Origin of the sequence: Candidatus Pantoea multigeneris, from assembly GCF_011752615.1 — a bacterium.
GTDB classification, from domain to species: Bacteria; Pseudomonadota; Gammaproteobacteria; order Enterobacterales; family Enterobacteriaceae; genus Pantoea; species Pantoea multigeneris.
The window spans coordinates 20977-41380 of the sequence record NZ_VWXF01000008.1; the positions used below are offsets into that span (position 1 = coordinate 20977).

Annotated in this window: 23 protein-coding genes, 1 other RNA gene and 1 other annotated feature; of the genes, 12 read left to right on the plus strand and 12 right to left on the minus strand. The window is 52.9% G+C overall.

Features of this window, described 5'->3' with window-relative positions; genetic code table 11:
* Positions 1-33 precede the first annotated feature (33 nt).
* Both dnaX and apt read right to left on the minus strand, forming a co-directional pair.
* Entirely contained in the window at positions 34-1974 is a 1941-nt protein-coding gene (gene dnaX, locus F3J40_RS17355; protein ID WP_167016565.1) for a DNA polymerase III subunit gamma/tau, read from the minus strand.
* Positions 628-689: a sequence feature (DnaX frameshifting element), on the minus strand. Its footprint overlaps the gene before it by 62 nt.
* A 140-nt stretch (positions 1975-2114) precedes the next feature.
* Positions 2115-2666: an adenine phosphoribosyltransferase gene (gene apt, locus F3J40_RS17360; RefSeq protein WP_167016567.1), complete on the minus strand. Its 552-nt coding sequence runs from the start codon at positions 2664-2666 to the stop codon at positions 2115-2117.
* A 212-nt stretch (positions 2667-2878) separates the two neighbouring features.
* On the opposite strand from apt, the gene priC reads away from it, so the two are divergent.
* Entirely contained in the window at positions 2879-3400 is a 522-nt protein-coding gene (gene priC, locus F3J40_RS17365; RefSeq protein ID WP_167016569.1) for a primosomal replication protein PriC, read from the plus strand.
* Between the two features lie 59 nt (positions 3401-3459).
* A complete protein-coding gene (gene rsmS, locus F3J40_RS17370; protein ID WP_017347846.1) occupies positions 3460-3624 on the plus strand; it encodes a pleiotropic regulatory protein RsmS in 165 nt (54 codons plus the stop codon).
* On the opposite strand, the gene acrR is transcribed toward rsmS, so the two are convergent.
* Entirely contained in the window at positions 3612-4250 is a 639-nt protein-coding gene (gene acrR / locus F3J40_RS17375) for a multidrug efflux transporter transcriptional repressor AcrR (protein WP_167016571.1), read from the minus strand. The two genes, rsmS and acrR, sit on opposite strands and share 13 nt — an antisense overlap.
* A 143-nt stretch (positions 4251-4393) precedes the next feature.
* On the opposite strand from acrR, the gene F3J40_RS17380 reads away from it, so the two are divergent.
* The 5 genes from F3J40_RS17380 (at position 4394) to ykgO (ending at position 9794) form a co-directional block, all read left to right on the plus strand.
* The gene (locus F3J40_RS17380; RefSeq protein ID WP_017347848.1) at positions 4394-5581 is read left to right on the plus strand and encodes an efflux RND transporter periplasmic adaptor subunit; all 1188 of its coding nucleotides are present in this window, start codon (positions 4394-4396) and stop codon (positions 5579-5581) included.
* Between the two features lie 16 nt (positions 5582-5597).
* A complete protein-coding gene (locus tag F3J40_RS17385) occupies positions 5598-8744 on the plus strand; it encodes an efflux RND transporter permease subunit (protein WP_167016573.1) in 3147 nt (1048 codons plus the stop codon).
* 64 nt (positions 8745-8808) lie between these two features.
* The gene (locus F3J40_RS17390) at positions 8809-8991 is read left to right on the plus strand and encodes a hypothetical protein (protein ID WP_167016575.1); all 183 of its coding nucleotides are present in this window, start codon (positions 8809-8811) and stop codon (positions 8989-8991) included.
* A gap of 393 nt (positions 8992-9384) precedes the next feature.
* A complete protein-coding gene (locus tag F3J40_RS17395; RefSeq protein ID WP_167016577.1) occupies positions 9385-9639 on the plus strand; it encodes a type B 50S ribosomal protein L31 in 255 nt (84 codons plus the stop codon).
* A 14-nt stretch (positions 9640-9653) separates the two neighbouring features.
* Positions 9654-9794 carry a type B 50S ribosomal protein L36 gene (gene ykgO, locus F3J40_RS17400; protein WP_071524402.1) on the plus strand — a complete coding sequence of 47 codons (141 nt, stop codon included), beginning with the start codon at positions 9654-9656 and terminating at the stop codon, positions 9792-9794.
* Between the two features lie 130 nt (positions 9795-9924).
* On the opposite strand, the gene F3J40_RS17405 is transcribed toward ykgO, so the two are convergent.
* Genes F3J40_RS17405 through F3J40_RS17415 form a run of 3 tightly spaced genes read right to left on the minus strand, consistent with a single transcriptional unit; the run spans position 9925 to position 12328 of the window.
* Positions 9925-10803, minus strand: coding sequence for a metal ABC transporter substrate-binding protein (locus F3J40_RS17405; protein WP_167016579.1), 879 nt, complete (start codon positions 10801-10803; stop codon positions 9925-9927).
* Positions 10804-10823: 20 nt separating this feature from the next.
* Entirely contained in the window at positions 10824-11663 is an 840-nt protein-coding gene (locus tag F3J40_RS17410; RefSeq protein ID WP_017347852.1) for a metal ABC transporter permease, read from the minus strand.
* Complete coding sequence (locus F3J40_RS17415; RefSeq protein WP_017347853.1) at positions 11660-12328, minus strand: metal ABC transporter ATP-binding protein; 669 nt, start codon at positions 12326-12328, stop codon at positions 11660-11662. Before F3J40_RS17415 ends, F3J40_RS17410 begins: the two co-directional genes overlap by 4 nt.
* Positions 12329-12656: 328 nt before the next feature.
* Between F3J40_RS17415 and F3J40_RS17420 the strand changes: the two genes are divergently transcribed.
* The 3 genes from F3J40_RS17420 (at position 12657) to hha (ending at position 13785) form a co-directional block, all read left to right on the plus strand.
* Entirely contained in the window at positions 12657-13010 is a 354-nt protein-coding gene (locus tag F3J40_RS17420) for a hypothetical protein (protein ID WP_167016581.1), read from the plus strand.
* Between the two features lie 145 nt (positions 13011-13155).
* Positions 13156-13533 (plus strand): Hha toxicity modulator TomB, encoded by a 378-nt coding sequence (gene tomB / locus F3J40_RS17425; protein ID WP_017347855.1) that lies wholly within the window; start codon positions 13156-13158, stop codon positions 13531-13533.
* A gap of 33 nt (positions 13534-13566) precedes the next feature.
* Positions 13567-13785: a hemolysin expression-modulating protein Hha gene (hha, locus tag F3J40_RS17430; RefSeq protein WP_017347856.1), complete on the plus strand. Its 219-nt coding sequence runs from the start codon at positions 13567-13569 to the stop codon at positions 13783-13785.
* Between the two features lie 132 nt (positions 13786-13917).
* Here hha and F3J40_RS17435 read toward each other — a convergent pair whose 3' ends face one another.
* The 3 genes from F3J40_RS17435 to ffs form a co-directional block, all read right to left on the minus strand.
* Positions 13918-15078, minus strand: coding sequence for an NAD-dependent formate dehydrogenase (locus F3J40_RS17435; RefSeq protein WP_167016583.1), 1161 nt, complete (start codon positions 15076-15078; stop codon positions 13918-13920).
* Positions 15079-15165: 87 nt separating this feature from the next.
* The gene (locus tag F3J40_RS17440; RefSeq protein ID WP_167016585.1) at positions 15166-16128 is read right to left on the minus strand and encodes a LysR family transcriptional regulator; all 963 of its coding nucleotides are present in this window, start codon (positions 16126-16128) and stop codon (positions 15166-15168) included.
* Between the two features lie 119 nt (positions 16129-16247).
* Positions 16248-16344: signal recognition particle sRNA small type (gene ffs / locus F3J40_RS17445), an RNA gene on the minus strand.
* A gap of 161 nt (positions 16345-16505) precedes the next feature.
* On the opposite strand from ffs, the gene F3J40_RS17450 reads away from it, so the two are divergent.
* On the plus strand, positions 16506-16814 hold the full coding sequence (locus tag F3J40_RS17450) for an MGMT family protein (RefSeq protein WP_017347859.1): 309 nt from the start codon (positions 16506-16508) through the stop codon (positions 16812-16814).
* Positions 16815-16851: 37 nt separating this feature from the next.
* Here the strand turns inward: F3J40_RS17450 and F3J40_RS17455 are convergent, their stop codons facing one another.
* Positions 16852-17412: a YbaY family lipoprotein gene (locus F3J40_RS17455; protein ID WP_167016587.1), complete on the minus strand. Its 561-nt coding sequence runs from the start codon at positions 17410-17412 to the stop codon at positions 16852-16854.
* 202 nt (positions 17413-17614) lie between these two features.
* Between F3J40_RS17455 and tesB the strand changes: the two genes are divergently transcribed.
* Positions 17615-18478 (plus strand): acyl-CoA thioesterase II, encoded by an 864-nt coding sequence (gene tesB / locus F3J40_RS17460; RefSeq protein ID WP_167016589.1) that lies wholly within the window; start codon positions 17615-17617, stop codon positions 18476-18478.
* A 68-nt stretch (positions 18479-18546) separates the two neighbouring features.
* On the opposite strand, the gene amtB is transcribed toward tesB, so the two are convergent.
* On the minus strand, positions 18547-19836 hold the full coding sequence (gene amtB / locus F3J40_RS17465; protein WP_017347862.1) for an ammonium transporter AmtB: 1290 nt from the start codon (positions 19834-19836) through the stop codon (positions 18547-18549).
* A 34-nt stretch (positions 19837-19870) separates the two neighbouring features.
* The gene (glnK, locus tag F3J40_RS17470; protein ID WP_017347863.1) at positions 19871-20209 is read right to left on the minus strand and encodes a P-II family nitrogen regulator; all 339 of its coding nucleotides are present in this window, start codon (positions 20207-20209) and stop codon (positions 19871-19873) included.
* Positions 20210-20404 lie beyond the last annotated feature (195 nt).

The following is a 20404-nucleotide window of genomic DNA, read 5'->3' on the forward strand; positions in this document are numbered from 1 at the left end:
CTGCGTATGCTGCCAGAGGCAGTTGCAGCGTGATTAAACAGGTCGGATACTCTCTTCATCCAGATCAGCATCGAAAAAGCGCTGCAAGGTTTGAATATGGGTATCACTCATAATGGACTGACGCGCCTGCGCCAGTTTTTCTTCATAAATGGCCTGACGCCACTCCAGCGGCGTTAACACCGCCGGATTATCATCTTCAATCACCGTCAGTTCAACTGCCTGACTGGCGGCGTTACTCAATGCAGTGGCCAGAACCTGCTGCGCCGACGCTGAATTCAGGTGACGCTGGCTGGAACGCAGATGCAGCGTCACCGCGGATTCGCTCTGCTCTTTCCAGGCGTTGAGCGCCAACTGCTGTACCAGCTTCGGCAGTGGCAGCGTAGCGATTTCAGCCGCCCAGGCATCGCGCTGTTGGGCTTCTTCCGCCAGGCGCGCGGCAAGCTCGGGCGTTTTCTCATGCTCCAGCGCTGAACGCAAGGCTTTTGGCGTTGCGACGGGCTCAGCTTTCACTTCTGTGATCGTCTGCGCTTTCCAGCGGTATGCTTCTTTTTTACTGTTTTCTGCCTCAGGCGCTTTGCGCTGGGGCTGACTACGTTCGGTCACGGAAGCCAGACGCTCCAGCGCTGAACTGGCCGGCCGCGCAGAAGGCGCTGCCGGCTCACTCTTTTTTGCTTTGTTCGCTCCCTGGCGCTGCAACTGGCTCCTGGCCTGTAGCAGTTGGCTGGTGCTGTCGGACAATTTAGGCTCCGGGGGCCGGTTTTCAACCACCGGAGGTGCCACGGCTACCGGCGCTGACGCGGCCTGCGGCGGCACTGGCGTGGCATTTACCGTAGCAGATTGCACCTGTACCGGTGTCGGTGCGGGACCGGCCGGCGCGGCTATGGGTGCGGCTGGATGAAAAGCTAAGGCACGCAGCAGCGTCATTTCCACGCCCATACGCCTGTCAGGTGCCAGCGGCAGATCTTTGCGGCCCATTAACAGCGTCTGGTAATAAAGTTGTAAATCTTGTGGCGGGATCTGACGCGACAGCTCACGCAGATGCTGGGCATCATGTTCGCCCATATCATCCAGGCTGGAAGGCAGTAATTGCGCCATCGCCAGGTGATGCAGCAAGCGCAGCATTTCCACTAACAGCGCATCCCATTCGACGCCGCGTGATGCCGCCTGCGCCAGCAGGGCCATCACTTGTTCACCGCTGCCAGCCATTAATGCTTCAACTAACGCCAACGGTTGTTCATCGTCCAGCGTGCCGAGCATCTGGCTGACGCCTTCGCTGCTGATACTACCCTGCCCCATGGCAATCGCCTGATCGGTCAGGCTTAAGGCATCACGCATACTGCCATCTGCCGCACGCGCCAACAGTTGCAGCGCACGCGGTTCGCTACTGACCTGCTCTTGCTCCAGAATATAGGTCAGCTGCTGGCGAATCTGTTCAGGCTCTAACGCTTTGAGATGAAACTGTAAGCAGCGCGATAAAATGGTGACCGGCAGTTTTTGCGGATCGGTGGTGGCGAGTAAGAACTTAACGTGTGCCGGAGGCTCTTCCAGCGTCTTCAACAGCGCGTTAAAACTGTGACGCGAGAGCATATGGACTTCATCGATCAAATAGACTTTGAAGCGGCCGCGTGCGGGCGCGTACTGCACGTTGTCCAGCAGATCGCGGGTATCTTCTACTTTGGTGCGTGATGCGGCATCAATCTCAATCAGATCAACAAAACGCCCCTGTTCGATCTCTCGACAGGCACTGCACTGACCGCAAGGGGTGGCAGTGATACCCGTTTCGCAGTTCAGCCCTTTCGCCAGCAAACGGGCGATGGAGGTTTTCCCTACGCCGCGCGTACCAGAAAAGAGATAGGCGTGGTGAATGCGCCCCAGAGTCAGCCCGTTGGCCAGCGCCTTCAGCACATGTTCCTGGCCGACTACATCGGCAAAAGCCTGAGGGCGCCATTTTCGCGCAAGTACCTGATAGCTCATAGGGTTTCAGTCGCTGGAATAAAGAGTGATAAGGGGTAATACCCCGGAATATCGAGAGGTGTAGTTTAACAGCGACACCGACAGATGCCTACCGGGTTGTCACATTAGACGGCCCCGCACTGCTGCGAGGCCAATATGACTTAGTGGCCTGGGAAGTTGACCAGACTATAGCAATTGATGCCCAGCGCCTGCAGGCGAGCTTCACCGCTCAGATCAAACAGGTTAATCACGAACGCAGCATCTTCTACTTTACCGCCTGCGCGGCGAATCAGTTTTACCGTGGCTTCAATGGTGCCGCCGGTCGCCAGCAGATCATCTACCATTAATACTACGTCGCCCGGAACGATGGCATCTTTATGCAGTTCCAGCGCATCAGTGCCGTACTCCAGCTGATACTGTTCCTGGAATGTTTCACGTGGCAGTTTGCCAGGCTTACGTACCGGTACAAAGCCTACGCCCAGCCCCAGCGCCACAGGAGCACCGAACAAGAAACCACGCGCTTCTGTTCCCACGACTTTGGTGATGCCTTTGTCGCGATAGCGCTCAACCAGCAGCGCGATAGTCGCGGCATAGGCCACTGGATCTTCCAGCAGGCTGGTCACGTCACGGAACAGGATGCCCGGCTTCGGGTAATCCGGAATACTTTTGATGCTGTCTTTAATGAAATCAAGCTGCTGCGCAGTTGCGGTCATGATGTTACGCCTGGTGAATATTCTGTATCACGCAGCTTCCATAGCGCTTAAACCTGGTTTCAGGTTAGGCGACAGTTGATTCACTAAGGGAAGCCACGCACGAAGACGCCCAAATCTAAGCAAACAGGGAGATAATTGCAACCTTATCGCCCCGATAGCGCATTATCATTTATCATAGTGGTGGATTTTGACTGACCCAGGCGAGCAAAAAAATGACCATAACGTCCGCATTAACGCGACTTCAGGCCACGATTCAGGCGCTACGACGGCAAATCGAGCCGGTTGCGGGGGAAACTTGCCGGGTGGCACGCTTTGATAAACAGCTGTTTCCGGGCGATGCGCGGCAGTTAGGCCAGTGTCTGGCTATCCTTGAGCAGAACTATGCACGACTGTGCAGTAGCCAGCACGATGAGCAGCGCCTGTGGCTGGCGGAACGCGTGGCTAATCAAGTCGCCGCCTTACAGCGTGAGCTGGGCAGTCGCCACCTGCGCCCGCAACGCGAACGCGTTCACACCGATCCACAACAGGCAAAGCATGCTGAATACCTCGGCTATCAGCAGCGCTTACAACAGATGATCGATGAGCGGGAAACCCGGCTGGCCCAGGCAGAGACTCTGGCGGTGCAACAGCAACTTAAGCAAGATCTCACCGTGCTGGAACAGCGCATGGGGCGCTGCAAGGCCGCGATCAAACAGGTTTCCTGGACGCTCGCGCTGCGGGGGAAAGCGGAATAACCGCTATCCTCTCTCTTCTATACTCTGATGAACCCATGAAATACCCAACAGGAGGAGTGATGTCTCTGGAAAATGCACCTGCCGAAGTCAAACTGGCGGTTGATTTGATTATGCTACTGGAAGAGAACAACTTACCGGCTGAAACCGTGCTGGCAGCGCTGGCGATTGTCCAGCGCGACTATGAAAAGAAACGTGAACAGGCAGAAACATCTCAGGGACGCTGACTGAGCGTTGGGCTGAAGCGCAGCATATCAATAAAGGTTTCTACTAATTGTGGCGCGTCCTCGGCCAAATCAAAGGTCTCGGGCGTAAATAACCAACTTTCCATCATCCCGTTGACGTAGCCGCGCATGATAAGCGCCGCCTGACGGGTATTTAGCGTTGCAGGCAGTTGACCCGCCTCAATACAGTCACGCAAGATTTCTTCAATTTTGTCGTAACATGCCAGCAGTAAAGTCTGTTGAATATGCTGTAGCGCGGCCATTTCCCCCACAAACTCGCATTTATGGAAAATAATTTCCATTAATGCCCGCCGCTGCGGATCTTTTGCCGTTGCTTCAAAAAGATAAATCAGCATCGAGCGTAAAACAGAAAGTGGATCACCAGGGTATTTTGTCTGATACTCAAGTTCCACACTATCCAGTCCGGCATCCGTCTCTAGCCAGATGGCGTGTAATAAATCAGCTTTATTTTTGAAGTGCCAGTAAATCGCGCCCCTTGTGACACCAGCAGCGGCCGCGATCTCTGCCAGCGATGTGGCAGAAACCCCCTGATGAGAGAAGAGTTCCACGGCAGCATCGAGAATTTGCTGTCGCGTTTCAAGCGCTTGCGCTTTGGTTTTTCGTGCCATAGGTGACTTTTTTTACAATCTGGCAAGTTTACATACATTTGTGAATGTATGTACCATAGCATGACCCGTGATATAGCGCAGCAATGGGTTTATCGGTTTGTGATCCATTGATCAATTGATATCGGACACTAGAGGTTTATTATATGAATAAAAACAGAGGATTAGCGCCTCTGGCGGCCGTCCTGATGCTTTCAGGCAGCTTTGTGTTAACAGGATGTGATGGTAGCAAATCCGAGCAAGCCGCCCAGCAACAGCCACCTGAAGTGGGTGTACTGACCTTAAAAACAGCACCTCTGCAAATGACAACAGAACTGCCTGGCCGTACTTCCGCGTATCGCGTGGCTGAAGTGCGTCCGCAGGTTTCTGGCATTGTGCTGAAACGTAACTTTGTCGAAGGAAGCGACGTTAAAGCCGGGGAATCGCTGTATCAAATTGATCCTGCGACTTATCAGGCCGCTTATGACAGCGCCAAAGGCGATCTGGTCCAGGCACAGGCGAATGCACGTATCGCTGATTTGACATTAAAGCGTTATAAGCCGCTGTTGGGTACCAAGTACATCAGTCAGCAGGATTATGATACTGCCGCTGCAACGGCTGCTCAGAATGCTGCTGCGGTACAGGTAGCTCAGGCAAATGTCGAAACCGCGCGTATTAATCTCGCCTACACCAAAGTGACTTCTCCGATCAGCGGCCGTATTGGCAAGTCTTCGGTGACTGAGGGTGCTCTGGTGCAGAGTGCACAAACCACCGCGCTGGCCACCGTTCAACAGCTTGATCCTATGTATGTCGATGTGACGCAGTCCAGCGATGACTTCTTACGTCTGAAGGCAGAGCTGGAATCCGGTCAGTTGCAGCAGAACAACGGTAAAGCCAGCGTGACGCTGCTGATGCAAAACGGTTCAACCTATGCGCAGCAAGGTTCACTGGAGTTCTCGGACGTTACCGTTGATGAAACCACCGGTTCTATCACCCTGCGTGCCGTGTTCCCGAACCCAGGCCATAACCTGTTACCTGGTATGTTTGTTCGTGCCCGCTTGCAGGAAGGGGTAAACCCAACCGCCCTGCTGGTGCCACAACAGGCCGTCACTCGTACGCCTACCGGTCAGGCAACGGCGATGGTTGTAGGTGCGGATAATAAAGTTGAAGTACGTAACATCGAAGCACCGCAGGCGATTGGCGATAAGTGGCTGGTAACCAGCGGCTTAAAAGCCGGTGACCGCGTGATTACCGTGGGTATCCAACGCGCTAAACCAGGTGCACAGGTAACGCCACAAGAAGTTTCCGACGATGCACAACAGGCCCCCGCGAATTCTGAAAAATCATCGTCTTAACAGGAGCCGTTAATACATGGCTAAGTTCTTTATCGATCGCCCCATCTTTGCATGGGTCATCGCCATCATCATCATGTTGGCAGGTGCGCTATCGATTCTGAAACTTCCGATTGAGCAATACCCAGAAGTTGCTCCACCGGCGGTTCAGATCCGTGCGACCTACCCAGGTGCTGATGCGAAAACGCTGCAAGACTCGGTTACTCAGGTGATCGAACAAAATATGAATGGTATCGACGGACTGATGTATATGTCCTCGAACAGTGACTCTTCGGGGACACTGCAGCTGACGCTGACCTTCCAGTCCGGCACCAACCCGGATATCGCGCAGGTGCAGGTACAGAACAAACTGCAACTGGCGATGCCGCTGCTGCCGCAGGAAGTTCAGCAACAGGGCATTCAGGTTCAGAAATCCTCCAGCAGCTTCCTGATGGTTGCAGGCTTCGTGAGCGAAGATGGCAGCATGACGCAGAACGATATTGCGGACTATGTGGCCTCGAACATTAAAGATCCTATCAGTCGTACTCTTGGGGTGGGCGACACACAGATCTTTGGTGCGCAATACGCGATGCGAATCTGGATGGACCCGCATAAGCTGAACAACTATTCACTGACGCCGGTGGATGTGATCAGCGCGCTGGATACACAGAACGCCCAGGTGGCTGCCGGTCAGTTGGGGGGTTCTCCACCTGCGCCTGGTCAGCAGTTAAATGCTTCGATCATTGCACAGACCCGTCTCACCTCGACGGCGGAGTTTGGCAACATCCTGCTTAAAGTGAACAGCGACGGTTCGCAAGTTCGCCTGCGTGATGTGGCAAAGATTGAACTGGGTGGTGAAAACTACGAGATCATTGCACGCTATAACGGTAAACCGGCTTCCGGTATCGGTATCAAGCTGGCCACCGGTGCGAATGCGCTGGATACCGCTGCGGCGGTAAAAGCCGAGCTGGCTAAGCTGTCGCCGTTCTTCCCACACGGGATGAAAGTGGTGTATCCGTACGACACCACGCCATTTGTGAAAATTTCGATTTTCGAAGTGGTGAAAACCCTGTTTGAAGCCATCGTGCTGGTGTTCCTGGTGATGTATCTGTTCCTGCAAAACTTCCGCGCCACGCTGATCCCAACGATCGCGGTGCCAGTGGTTCTGCTGGGGACGTTCGCCATTATCAGTGCCTTTGGTTACTCGATAAACACCCTGACGATGTTCGGGATGGTGCTCGCCATCGGCCTGTTGGTGGATGATGCCATCGTGGTGGTGGAAAACGTCGAGCGTGTAATGGCAGAAGAGGGCCTACCGCCGAAGGAAGCCACGCGCCGTTCGATGGAGCAGATTCAGGGTGCGCTGGTCGGTATCGCCCTGGTGTTGTCTGCGGTATTTATCCCGATGGCCTTCTTCGGTGGCTCCACCGGGGTAATTTACCGTCAGTTCTCGATCACTATCGTTTCAGCGATGGTGCTGTCGGTGTTGGTGGCATTGATTCTGACCCCGGCACTTTGCGCCACGATCCTGAAGCCGATTGAGAAAGGCAGCCACGGCAAAACCACCGGTTTCTTCGGCTGGTTTAACCGGGTGTTCGATAAGAGCACGAACCACTACGTGGATAGCGTAGGTCACATCGTTCGCAGCACTGGCCGCTATCTGGTGATCTATCTGGTGATTGTAGTGGGTATGGCATGGTTGTTCCTTAAGCTTCCCTCTTCCTTCCTACCGGAAGAAGATCAGGGGCTGCTGTTGGCTCAGGCGCAGTTGCCTGCTGGCGCAACGCAGGAACGTACCCAAAAAGTCCTAGATCAGGTGACCAATTACTTCCTGACCAAAGAGAAAGACAACGTTAACTCTGTATTTACCGTTAACGGCTTTGGTTTTGCCGGTCGTGGACAAAACACCGGTATCGCCTTCGTCAGCCTGAAGCCTTGGGATGAGCGCAGCAGCGCAGATTCTAAGGTGCCAGCCATCGCGGGCCGTGCCATGCAGGCACTGGGTCAGATCAAAGATGCCATGGTATTCCCGTTCAACCTGCCAGCCATTATCGAACTGGGTAACGCCACCGGTTTTGACTTTGAGTTGATTGACCAGGGCAACCTCGGTCATGAGAAGTTGACCGCAGCGCGTAACCAGCTGTTTGGCATGATTGCCCAGCATGGCGATACGCTGGTTGGTGTGCGTCCGAACGGTATGGAAGATACACCGCAGTACAAGTTGATTATCGATCAGGAGAAAGCACAGGCACTGGGCGTTTCTCTGTCCGATATCAATACTACGCTGGGTGCGGCATGGGGCGGTTCATACGTTAATGACTTTGTTGACCGTGGCCGTGTGAAGAAGGTGTATGTGATGGGTGAAGCCCACTCCCGTATGCTGCCGGATGACCTGAATAAGTGGTATGTCCGTAACAGCAGCGGCGAGATGGTTTCGTTTGCGGCCTTCTCTTCTGCGCAGTGGCAATATGGTTCGCCACGTCTGGAGCGTTATAACGGCTTGCCTTCAATGGAGCTGCTCGGTCAGGCTGCACCAGGCAAGAGCTCCGGTGAGGCGATGGATCTGATGGAGCAACTGGCGGCGAAGCTGCCTGCGGGTATTGGCTTCGACTGGACCGGTATGTCTTATCAGGAACGTCTGTCAGGCAACCAGGCACCGGCGTTGTATGCGATTTCACTGATTGTCGTGTTCCTGTGTCTGGCAGCGCTGTATGAGAGCTGGTCGATTCCGTTCTCTGTCATGCTGGTGGTGCCACTGGGTGTTGTGGGTGCGCTGTTGTTCACCACCCTGCGCGGCTTGAGTAACGACGTGTACTTTGTGGTGGGGCTGTTAACCACCATAGGTCTGTCGGCGAAGAACGCCATTCTGATCGTCGAGTTCGCCAAGGATCTGATGGATAAAGAAGGGAAAGGCCTGGTGGAAGCCACGCTGGAAGCTTCACGGATGCGTTTACGTCCGATCCTGATGACCTCCCTGGCATTTATCCTCGGGGTTCTGCCACTGGCCATCAGCACCGGTGCCGGCTCCGGCGCACAGAACGCCGTAGGTACTGGCGTAATGGGCGGGATGGTGACCGCTACCGCACTGGCAATCTTCTTCGTGCCTGTGTTCTTTGTGGTGGTGCGTCGTCGTTTCAGCAAGCAGAAAGGCGAGCTGGAAAAAGGCCATCCGGTCGATCATCACTGATAGCCTGAAGTTAATCGTAAAAAGGTCGCGCAAGCGGCCTTTTTTATTGGGCTGATGTTCGTGCATGGCAGACTGGCAAGGTGCGATTGGTGTTCGTGCGTTCCAGGTTGGTACGGTGCGGTCGGTGTTTGTGCGTTTCAGTTTGGGGTGGTGCGGCTGGTGTTCGTGCGTTTCAGGTTGGCACGGTGCGGCGGGTGTTCGTGCGTTCCAGTCGCAGATGGTGGGGAGTGCCGTAAAGACGCCGTGAATCCTCCCTGGAGGCTCTGCCGCTGCATCCATGCAGCGGAAGCTTTACTCTACTCCCCACCATCCCCGCCTTCATGTGAGTGATGTGCGGGGCATCGTCCGTGCCTTTATGTCAGTGATGCGCGGCACATCGTACATGCCTTTATGTCAGTGATGTGCGGGACATCGTCCGTGCCTTCATGTCAGTGATGTGCGGGACATCGTCCGTGCCTTTATGTCAGTGATGTGCGGGGCATCGTCCGTGCCTTTATGTCAGTGATGTGCGGCACAGTTATCACATACGTCACAGAACGAGCCCCCTCTCCCGCAAACAACATCACAAAACACAGGGTTGCAATCAAACCGTAACCCCGGCATAATTGTTATATTATAACATTACATGAAGGCATTCGTGATGAAACCAAATATCCATCCCCACTACCGCCCTGTCGTCTTCCATGACACCACTGCGGATGAGTACTTCAAAGTAGGGTCCACCATCAAAACTGACCGTACCGTTGAGTTTGAAGGTCAGACCCTGCCGTATGTGGCGCTTGACGTCTCATCAAAATCCCACGTGTTCTACACCGGGAAACAACGTGAATTCGCCAAAGAAGGCAGCACCGCGCGCTTCAACAAACGCTTCGGCAGCTTCCTCGCTAGTAAATAACAGGAGAGCAGCACATGCAGGTCCTCAGTTCACTCAAAGGGGCGAAAACTCGCCATCCAGATTGCAAAGTCGTGCGTCGTAAAGGACGTATCTACGTCATTTGTAAGACTAACCCGCGCTTTAAGGCGGTTCAGGGAAGAAAGAAAAAACGTTAGGATGTGTCGTGAACATTGGCCGGGGAAATCCCCGGCCTTTTTTTTATTGCTGAGAAGCCGTTTTGAATTTTTGTTTGAACATCAGACAACAAAAAAACCTGCCCAGTAGCTGGGCAGGGATATCAGAGTATTACTTCATGCTTGCCAGCATCAGCTCAACGTTATGCTTAAAGGCAGCAACATAAGTTGGGGCTGGGCCATTAGCTTCAGACAACGCTTCTGGATACAGCTCTCCGCCCGCCTGTGCTCCTGTTTCTGAAGCAATCTGCTTCACCAGACGTGGGTCCGTCTGATTCTCCATGAAATAGGTGTTGATGTGCTCAGCTTTCAGCTGCTTAATCAGAGCGGCAACATCGCTGGCGCTGGCTTCAGCTTCCGTAGAGAAACCAACAGGTGCCTTAAACTCAACGCCATAACGCTGACCGAAATACCCAAAGGCATCGTGGCTGGTCAACACTTTGCGTTTTTCCGCCGGGATCGCTGCAAATGACTGCTTCGCCCAGCTGTCTAACTGCTGCAACTGCTGAATATAACGCTCACCGCTCTTACGGATATCTGCGGCATCTTCAGGGTCGGCTTTGATCAACGCATTCATCACGTTGGTGGCATACACCACGCCGTTTGCCATGCTATTCCACGCGTGAGGATCGGTAATGGTTTCACCATCATCGACCATTTTACGGGTGGAAATCCCCGTAGATGCCACAACCGGATGGCCCTTATAACCTGAAGCTTTCACCAGACGATCTAACCAACCTTCCAGGCCCAGACCGCTGACAAACACCACATCAGCCTGATTCAGTTCCTGGCTATCTTTTGGCGTTGGCTCAAAGGTATGCGGATCACCATTCGGTCCCACCAGGCTCTTAACATTCACATGCGAACCGCCAACTTCTTTAACGATATCGCCTAACACAGTAAAACTGGCTACGGCATTCACCGTCTTTGCCATGGTCAACGGGCTTAACAGCATGGCACCAATCGCCAGGCTCAGCGGTAACTTCTTCATACAATCCCCTTAATATTGAATTAGCGGCGGCGCAACATGCCACCGCATGGTCCTGCCAATACAGAAACAAAAAACAGCACCGCGGCACTCAGTACCACAGCGGGCCCTGCCGGTAACGACAGATACCAGGACAACGTCAGGCCAGTGAACGCGGAGACGATAGCCAGTCCCATCGCAATCACTAACATCCATGCCAGATGGCGGCTCCAGAACCGCGCACTGGTGGCAGGCAGCATCATCAGCCCGACCGACATCAACGTGCCCAGTACCTGGAATCCCGCCACCAGATTCATCACGACTAACAACAGAAAAATACCGTGCACCAGGGGCGCGCCCCATTTTCCCTGCGATCGCAAAAAGTCAGGGTCAAAGGCATCAATCACCAACGGACGGAAAATGACGGCCAGCATGAACAGTGTAAAGACGGCAATAAAGCCCACCAGTAACAAAGCACTGTTATCAACCGCCAGCAGAGAACCAAATAAAACGTTGAGCAAGTCAACGCTCGAACCACGCAGGGAAACTAACGTGACCCCTAGCGCCAGCGAGCCAAGGTAGAAACCGGACAGGCTGGCGTCCTCTTTCAGCGGGGTAAACCGACTGACAGCGCCCGAAAGTAACGCCACGGCGAGACCGGCAATCACACCACCAATGCCCATAGCCACCAGAGAGAGACCGGAAATCAGGTAGCCGATTGCCGCACCGGGTAACACAGCATGGGATAACGCATCACCCATGAGCGACATACGACGAAGAGAAAGGAACACGCCTAGCGGAGTGGCGCTCACTGCCAGCGCAATACAAGCCACCAGTGCGCGACGCATAAAGCCATATTCGATGAAAGGTTGGATCAACGTCACAGAGCAACACTCCGTAGCGGTGTCGGTTTAACCGGAGCCTGCAAAAAAGCCGCATCATCCATATTCAGCACATCGGTAAAATAGCGCGACACCAACGCACGGTCGTGCAGTACCACCAACAAGGTGGTCCCCGCTGCCTGCTGTTGCTGCAAAATAGACATCAATAACTCAATGGTCTGCGCATCAATGCCATTGAAGGGCTCATCCAACAGCCACACGCGACTGCGCTGAAGCATCATTCGGGCAAACAGCACGCGCTGCAGCTGACCACCGGACAGGGTGGACGGCTGCGCATCGGCAAAATCTGCCATCTGTACGGCTTCAAGCGCCTGCCAGATCTCACGCTTCATGGCACGGTTGATGCCACCAAACCAGCCACAGCGCGGCCAGCATCCCATGGCAGCCAGTTCGTAGGCCGTCACCGGAAAACGTGTTTCTAACTCGGTACGCTGTGGCAGCCAGCCCAAATCACGGCGGGAAAAATGCAAATCACAGCGCCCTTCTATGGGCGGCATCAATCCTGCGATGGTCTTTAATAAGGTCGATTTCCCCGTACCATTCGCCCCCACCAGCGCGGTCATGCTGCCTTCCGCCAGGCGACCATTGATCAATGGCGTCACCGCATTGCCCTGATAACCCGCTTTTAAATCACGAAACACGATCATTAATGAATGCCCCACCACATTAATAAAGACAACAATCCAGTCAGTACCAGGGCAATCAGAAGACGCTCACCGAGAGACAAAAGCAGGCCGCTGTGATTCATACTTACACCAAAAACGTTATAACATAACAAACATTCTACCCACTTCAAGGCAAAATGAAAGACCCTAAAATGTTGCAAAAGATAACCCCAAAGCCAGAGAACTCAGGGGATGCGCACACCATGGCAGGGAGACTAAAATATTTAATCGCATAGATAGACACTTCCCACTTGAAAAGTGGGTCTGGCAGGTCAATGATGAAGGTAAGCCAGACTAACGTGGAGGCTTGATGACAGTTACCTTACCCTGCGACGTTGCTGTTGATGAAAATGACAGCGAAAAATTAAAAATACTGATTCAGCGGAATATTCCCAAAATAGCCTCGGCATTAGTCGGTGATTTACAGTGGTATTCTGAAAATGCCCAGCTGAATGAAAATAGTTTTCGCGTAAAATCTGTCGAACAAGTCACGACCAACAGATTTAAAATGTTTTATGATTTCGAATGGAATTTATTTAGTCCATGCTTAGATCTAAATGAAGTAACGCGGCGTGAGGAGCAAGTCACTTTTAACGTTCATGCAGGTGCTCTGCACTTTGAAGTGGTTGATAATCAGCGTCCAGGCACAGCGGATGAATTGTAATATTTCGTAATGATCTTGAGCGTAACTAATGCTTTTGTTCTACAGTTAATTTATTCATTCATTGAGTTGTACCCAAATTGCTCCCTGGCTGTTTTCCTTATCTCGCCGAATTACGGTTACTATGTTTGCTATGGAGGGGAAAAAGATGGACGAATACTCACCAAAACGGCATGATATCGCTCAGCTGAAATTCCTGTGTGAAAGTCTGTTCGATGAGAGCATGGCAACCCTGACCGACAGTCATCATGGCTGGGTTAACGATCCCACTTCAGAGAGTAATTTGCAGTTAAATGAGCTGATTGAACATATCGCCTCATTTACTATGAACTACAAAATTAAACACACAGAAGACGAAGAACTGATTACACAAATCGATGAATATCTTGACGATACCTTTATGCTGTTTAGCAATTACGGTATTAACACGCAAGATCTACAGCGCTGGCAGCGGACGGGCCGCCGGTTATTTAATCTGTTTATCGATGAGTGCGCTTTTCCTCAGCAACCTAGTCACTCCATATAGCTTGCACTTTTTGACACTGAGAACGGTTTATTTATGAGCACACAAGCCCTTACCAAAACTGATTATTTGATGCGCCTGAGACGCTGTCGTTCAATCGACACTCTGGAACGCGTGATTGAGAAAAACAAGTATGAACTTAACGATGATGAACTGGCTGTATTTTATTCAGCTGCCGATCATCGCCTGGCAGAACTGACGATGAACAAGCTGTACGACAAAATCCCTAGTTCGGTATGGAAATTTGTTCGTTAATCACCGCCACACTAAACGCTGTTAATACATTATGTTACTCACACATCCCCTCGCCTGCCGGCACAGGATCGGCCCCAGGCGAAGAGAGCGTGATGTTGTTCGGGTGGCCACCCAGTTAATTAACGTTAACGCTTAGACTAACTTGTAAGCATTAGCACCGGCACCCGCCAGATTCCCGCCATTAACAATCAGATACTCTTCGCGGATGGCTTTGCCTTCAAGGAAGTTTTGCAAAATCTCAAGTGTGCCAGCAGCATAACGTGCCTGGGCAGACAGCGATGTGCCGGAGATGTGTGGGGTCATACCCTGATGTGGCATTCGACGCCAGCGGTGATCGACCGGCGCTGGCTGCGGGAACCAGACATCCCCACCGTAGCCTGCAAGCTGGCCTGACTCCAGTGCATCGGCGATAGCGTCTCTGTCGCAGAGCGCGCCACGCGCGGTGTTGACCAGATAAGCGCCACGTTTGAAGCGTGCCAGGAATTTAGCATCTACAAAGCCCTGGGTTGAAGGATAGAGCGGTGTTTGCAGGTTAACGACATCACAAACCGCAACCAGTGACTCCGGCGTTTCGTGATAGGTCAGATTTAATTCCTGCTCGGTTTCTGCCGGTAAGCGATGCGGATCATAGTAGTGGAGCTGTACATCAAACGGTTTCATGCGGCGCAATACCGCCAGACCGATGCGCCCAGCCCCCAGGGTGCCAAACTGCATGCCTTCAATGTCATAACTGCGCGTCACACAGTCGGCAATATTCCAGCCGCCGTTATTCGCCCACTGATGTGATGGCAAATAATTACGCACCAGCGCCAGTGCGGTCATAACGACATGTTCAGCCACACTGATAGAGTTTGAGAAGGTGACTTCCGCGACGGTAATACCCCGCTCTGATGCCGCTTTCAAATCAACATGGTCAGAACCAATCCCTGCCGTCAGGGCTAATTTAAGGTTTTTCGCTTTCGCAATGCGCTCAGCGGTTAAATACGCCGGCCAGAATGGCTGGGAAATGACCACATCCGCATCCGCCAGATGGCGTTCAAATACAGAGTCAGCGCCTTCTTTATCACTGGTGACGATCAGCTCATGCCCCTGACTTTCAAGATAAGCGCGTAATCCCAGTTCCCCGGAAACACTCCCGATTAATTCGCCTGGAGTAAAACCTAACTCGCCATGCGGCGTGGGCGTTGTCTGCCCGTTAGGATAACGCTTAATTTGTGGAACGGCATCACGGGCATAAACTGGCGGAAAACCACTAACCGGATCGGGATAAAGTACGCAAAGTATTTTAGACATTCTTGTCTCCTGCGAGCTGTCTGATTTTACATTTAAAAACCATGTTAGTAACAGTTGCGTTACACAGACAGTGTTGCGCTTTACGCCTTATCCCTCCAATTCATTGTTAATATCGCTTGATAGTTGCAGGCTATAGCGCTCAGCGGCAGCCTCTTCATCAAATTGCTGGGCAATATTCAGACGTTGGCTGATTTTCCATACGGCTTCCAGCACGGCCGGGGAATTATCCTGACGTAAACGCAAAAGATTAAGCTGCGGCGTGGAAAACGGCGTGACAGGCATGATCATCATTTCGGAATTATTGAGGAGATAGGCCGGAATAGCGCTGATTGGCATGATGCTGTAGAGATCCCCTTCCTGCACCATCTCGTATAACAAACTGATGTTATTCGTCTCCAGCACCACATTCGGCACAATGCCCGCCTGCTGAAAAACTTCATCAATAATACGCCGGTTCTGCATTTCCGAATCCAGCAGGCACAATGGCAACGCAGCCAGCGCCTGCCAGCTGAGCGTGGTACGCGGCAACAGACTGCTTTTACGCCCACAAACCAGCACAAAACGTTCGGCATAGAGCGGCTGGCTCACCAGGCTCTCCTCCATCTCCCCGGAATAGGCCAGACCAAGATGGAGCTCTTGATGCACTAAACGGCGCTGAATTTCACGCGTGCTGAGAGAGACAATTTCCAGCGTCAGTCCGGGAATGGCGCGGCGGAACTCCGCAGCAAGTCGTGAAACGGCACGCAGTGCTGAAGGGACGGTGCCGAGGGTAATGTGTCCGCCCGCTACGCTCTGCGCAAACGCGGCTTCCTGCTTCAGTCCATCCAGTGAGGAGAGTGTCTTTCTTGCCCACTCCAGTACCCGCTGCCCTTCTGGCGTAAAGCCAAGAAAACGGCGCTGACGTTGAATAATGGTCAACCCCAGTTCATCTTCCAACTGGCGAATCGCGACCGACAATGAGGGTTGAGAAACAAAGCAGCTTTCAGCGGCTTTAGCAAAGTGACGATACTTCTCCAGTGCGATCAGATACTCAAGTTGGCGAATAAACACGCAATAATCCTCAATAGCAGCCGTAAAGCCAGCCGAAATCTCAATGACAGTAGCAACATTGTAGAGGAGGAAATATCAATCAGGGGGAAATAGACATTCAGGGGAGATTTGGGTGGGAACCCTGCCAGCTACATCCCGGCACACGCGTCGCTCGCTGCGGCTGCTTCCTTCCGGACCTGACCGAGTTCACGAGTTAGCATTGCGGGAGAACCAACAGGGTCCCCATTGAGGTGCTCTCTTGCAAGAGCGGGGGCATTATCAGGGAAGGTGCTGGCAATTGCAAGGGTAAGCCGGACGAACGTTGTTTTCTTGAACAACCCAACGAAATCCAGCGCTTGGCGTGGTAAAATCAGCGGCTTCTCACAGCAGGAATCTTTATGGAACACCTCAGTTTTCAGGAACGTGTCTGGCAAATTATTGCCGCGATCCCGCCCGGTAAAGTGACCACCTACGGGGATATTGCTCGTCTGGCCGGATCGCCTCGCGCAGCGCGTCAGGTGGGCGGTGTACTCCGGCGTCTTCCTGAAGGCAGCCGCTTGCCCTGGCATCGGGTCATTAACAGCACCGGCAAGATTTCACAGCAGGGAGATGACCTGCTGCGTCAGCGCGATGCGCTAGCTGCGGAAGGGATTGAAGTCAGCGATGACGGGAAACTTTCCCTACAGCACTATCGCTGGCAGCCATAAAAAACGCCCCTGCACGGGGCGTTAAACCTTTTACCGATTATTGCAGGCTTGTCGGTGCCGGAATCGATGCTGAAGGGGTGATCATCGTAGGTGAAGTAGAAGGCACACTGGTTACAGCACCTGACTGTGTCGGTATCGCCATCTGCGGAACCGGGACTAACAACAGCTCTGCTTTGGTGCCGCCCTGGTTGATCACAGGCTTCACGCTGTCCGTCACAAATATCATGCGACCTTGAACGGTAATCGCAGCACTCAACAAAATACGCGCGTTAGGCTGGATATCTGAAGGTTTGAACGGCAGGACAAAGCTGAAAGGTGCCTGTTTGCCTCCTGTAAATGCCACCTGCTGAGACAGCACGCGAGAAGGTGCATCCGCGATTGAAGCATCAGACAGCGTCACAGTCAGTACTGCATCCGGTGGCAGGGCCACGCGCTGACGAATATAGACGCTACCACTCACGTTGGGTTGTGCAATAGTGGAAGGTTGCCCCGCTACCGTCGAGCCCAGCGTTGGGGTCGGCACTGGTTTGCTTTTGTCGGCGCAGCCAGCAATCGCCGCCACGATAATAACCCCACTCATCACTTGCCAGAGTTTCATTGATGTCGTCTCCTTATGAACCAAATGAGCATTACCAGCGAATGTTAAAATGCAGCGCTTCACTCGCTGTATGTGATTAATTCTGGCACAACAATCCCTGTTCTGCCTGTAAGCCGAATCTGAGTACGCCCTGACACGGAAGATTGACGGAAACTGGTCTGATCTGAGAGGCTTATCCCATCCCAATCAAGAGGAACTTGCCATGAGTCAGGCACTACAAAATTTACTGGCGCTAATGCAGCTGGAAAAGCTGGAAGAAGGGCTGTTTCGTGGCCAGAGTGAAGACTTAGGATTACGTCAGGTATTTGGGGGACAGGTGGTGGGACAGGCGTTGTATGCCGCCAAACAGATGGTACCGGAAGATCGTATTATCCACTCCTTCCACAGCTACTTTTTGCGCCCTGGCGATAGCCAGAAAGCAATCGTCTATGACGTTGAAACCCTGCGTGATGGTAAAAGCTTTAGCGCACGGCGCGTCAGTGCAATTCAGCACGGTCAGCCGATTTTCTATATGACAGCTTCTTTCCAGTCGCCGGAAAGCGGCTTTGAACACCAGCAGCAAATGCCTCAGGTGCCAGGGCCCGATAATCTGCCCTCGGAACAGGACGCAGCAAGGCAGATCCAACATTTGATCCCGCCTAAAGTGCGTGAAAAGTTCCTCGCAGAACGGCCGCTGGAGATAAGACCGGTACAGCTCTATAACCCACTCAAAGGCCATGTTGCTGAAGGCGCACGTCAGCTCTGGATCCGCGCCAATGGTAGCTTGCCGGAAGATCGACGTATCCATCAGTATCTGTTGGGCTACGCTTCCGACCTTAACTTCCTACCGGTGGCGCTGCAACCACACGGCAAAGGCTTCCTCGAACGGGATATGCAAGTGGCGACCATCGACCACTCCATGTGGTTCCATCGTCCCTTTAATCTCAATGAATGGCTGCTGTATAGCATCACTAGCCCTTCTGCTTCTGGTGCGCGTGGGTTTGTACGAGGCGAGTTTTATAACCAGCAGGGAGAGTTGGTGGCTTCTACGGTGCAGGAAGGCGTTATGCGCCAACGGGAAGAGTAAAAAAAATGGGGGGCGTTATCGCCCCCTCGGTTTTTATTTTAGCGCACTGCATTTCCCATCCACGGCACTTACTGGTTGTAAGCGTTCTCGCCGTGGCTGTTAACATCCAGACCTTCGCGTTCCTGATCTTCTGGTACACGCAGGCCTACAATCATATCGGCAACTTTAAAGCTGATGAATGCAACGACAGCAGACCAGACGATGGTCACACCACAGCTGAACAACTGCACCCAGACCTGATGGCTCATCGTCACACCTTCCGCGTAGCCAACGCCACCCAGTGAAGAAGAGGCAAAGATACCGGTCATTACGCAACCCATGATGCCGCAGACGCCGTGTACACCGAACACATCACAAGGGTCATCCACGCGCAGCCATTTCTTCAGGGTGGTCACACCCCAGATACCTGCCAGGCCAGCAGCCAGACCGATAATCAGCGCACCGCCTACACCCACATAACCACAAGCCGGGGTAATACCTACCAGACCCGCGATGAAGCCTGAGCTGGCGCCCAGCAGTGAAGGCTTACCACGAACAGCCCACTCGCCGAAGGTCCAGGAGAGCGTTGCACCCGCAGTGGCAACCACAGTATTCAGGAAGGCAAGGCCGGCAATTTCGTTAGCAGAAGAAGCAGAACCGGCGTTGAAGCCAAACCAACCCACATACAGAATCGCTGTACCGGTGAAGACCATTGGCAGGTTGTGAGGTTTGAAGGCTTCTTTACCAAAGCCAGCACGTTTGCCCACCAGGTAGGCACCGACCAAACCAGCAACCGCTGCGTTGATGTGAACTACAGTACCGCCAGCGAAGTCCAGTGCGCCATCCAGCGCCAGGTAACCGCCGCCCCATACCATGTGTGCAATCGGCAGGTAAGCCAGCGTCAGCCACACCGCGACGAAGATCAGCACCGCAGAGAAACGGATACGTTCTGCAATCGAACCCACAATCAGGCCGACAGTAATACAGGCGAAGGAAGCCTGGAACGCCACGTGAATATACTGGTAGAACGTCCCCATCAGGGATTTCAGTTCAATGTTCTTCAACATCGCCCACTGGAAATCACCGAAGAACGCGTTACCGGTGCTGAATGCCAGCGAGTAGCCATACAGCACCCACAGCACAATCACCAGTGAGAAGGTCACCGCAACCTGAGTCAGCAGAGACAAGACGTTTTTGCCGCGAATTAATCCGCCGTAGAACAGCGCGATCCCTGGAATAGACATAAACAGCACTAACGCAGTGCAAATCATCATAAAAGCGTTATCGGCTTTGTCTGCTACCGCAGGTGCAGCAGCCATCGCGAGCGATGGTGACAATGCAAGGCTGGTAAGGCCTAACTTAGTGAAGACTTTATTCATTTTTTTCATCCCATCACATTTTACTGAGCAGGTTTTACAGTGCGGCTTCGTCATTCTCGCCCGTACGGATACGGATGACGCGTTCCAGTTCGGCAACGAAAATCTTCCCGTCACCAATTTTTCCGGTGTAGGCAGCTTTGCTAATAACATCAACAACTTCGTCCAGTTGGTCATCAGCAATGGCGATATCAATTTTTACTTTAGGCAGGAAATTGACGCTGTATTCCGCACCACGATACAGTTCGGCATGTCCTTTCTGGCGGCCAAATCCTTTAACTTCCGTCACCGTCAGCCCCTGAATACCAATGGAGGACAAAGCTTCACGCACGTCCTCCAGCTTGAACGGTTTGATTACCACGGTAACCAGCTTCATACGATCCCCTCCAGATAGTTAAAATTGTGAGTCACACCGGACACGGTTAAACATAAGCAAACGCCGTGCCATAAATGATAAATGCGGGTATTTTCGGGCCAGGCGAGATGACTTGCGGCCTGGTTTGTGACATGAAACAGCATGAAGCGGGAGGTGGTGGTGAAAGCCCGCACAAAATGCACTGATTTGGTGCTT

Coding starts and splice junctions, on each gene's coding strand:
- dnaX (WP_167016565.1), bottom strand. CDS start 1,974: ATGAGCTATCAGGTACTTGCGCGAAAATGGCGCCCTCAGGCTTTTGCC.
- apt (WP_167016567.1), bottom strand. CDS start 2,666: ATGACCGCAACTGCGCAGCAGCTTGATTTCATTAAAGACAGCATCAAA.
- priC (WP_167016569.1), top strand. CDS start 2,879: ATGACCATAACGTCCGCATTAACGCGACTTCAGGCCACGATTCAGGCG.
- rsmS (WP_017347846.1), top strand. CDS start 3,460: ATGTCTCTGGAAAATGCACCTGCCGAAGTCAAACTGGCGGTTGATTTG.
- acrR (WP_167016571.1), bottom strand. CDS start 4,250: ATGGCACGAAAAACCAAAGCGCAAGCGCTTGAAACGCGACAGCAAATT.
- F3J40_RS17380 (WP_017347848.1), top strand. CDS start 4,394: ATGAATAAAAACAGAGGATTAGCGCCTCTGGCGGCCGTCCTGATGCTT.
- F3J40_RS17385 (WP_167016573.1), top strand. CDS start 5,598: ATGGCTAAGTTCTTTATCGATCGCCCCATCTTTGCATGGGTCATCGCC.
- F3J40_RS17390 (WP_167016575.1), top strand. CDS start 8,809: ATGGCAGACTGGCAAGGTGCGATTGGTGTTCGTGCGTTCCAGGTTGGT.
- F3J40_RS17395 (WP_167016577.1), top strand. CDS start 9,385: ATGAAACCAAATATCCATCCCCACTACCGCCCTGTCGTCTTCCATGAC.
- ykgO (WP_071524402.1), top strand. CDS start 9,654: ATGCAGGTCCTCAGTTCACTCAAAGGGGCGAAAACTCGCCATCCAGAT.
- F3J40_RS17405 (WP_167016579.1), bottom strand. CDS start 10,803: ATGAAGAAGTTACCGCTGAGCCTGGCGATTGGTGCCATGCTGTTAAGC.
- F3J40_RS17415 (WP_017347853.1), bottom strand. CDS start 12,328: ATGATCGTGTTTCGTGATTTAAAAGCGGGTTATCAGGGCAATGCGGTG.
- F3J40_RS17420 (WP_167016581.1), top strand. CDS start 12,657: ATGACAGTTACCTTACCCTGCGACGTTGCTGTTGATGAAAATGACAGC.
- tomB (WP_017347855.1), top strand. CDS start 13,156: ATGGACGAATACTCACCAAAACGGCATGATATCGCTCAGCTGAAATTC.
- hha (WP_017347856.1), top strand. CDS start 13,567: ATGAGCACACAAGCCCTTACCAAAACTGATTATTTGATGCGCCTGAGA.
- F3J40_RS17435 (WP_167016583.1), bottom strand. CDS start 15,078: ATGTCTAAAATACTTTGCGTACTTTATCCCGATCCGGTTAGTGGTTTT.
- F3J40_RS17450 (WP_017347859.1), top strand. CDS start 16,506: ATGGAACACCTCAGTTTTCAGGAACGTGTCTGGCAAATTATTGCCGCG.
- F3J40_RS17455 (WP_167016587.1), bottom strand. CDS start 17,412: ATGAAACTCTGGCAAGTGATGAGTGGGGTTATTATCGTGGCGGCGATT.
- tesB (WP_167016589.1), top strand. CDS start 17,615: ATGAGTCAGGCACTACAAAATTTACTGGCGCTAATGCAGCTGGAAAAG.
- amtB (WP_017347862.1), bottom strand. CDS start 19,836: ATGAATAAAGTCTTCACTAAGTTAGGCCTTACCAGCCTTGCATTGTCA.
- glnK (WP_017347863.1), bottom strand. CDS start 20,209: ATGAAGCTGGTTACCGTGGTAATCAAACCGTTCAAGCTGGAGGACGTG.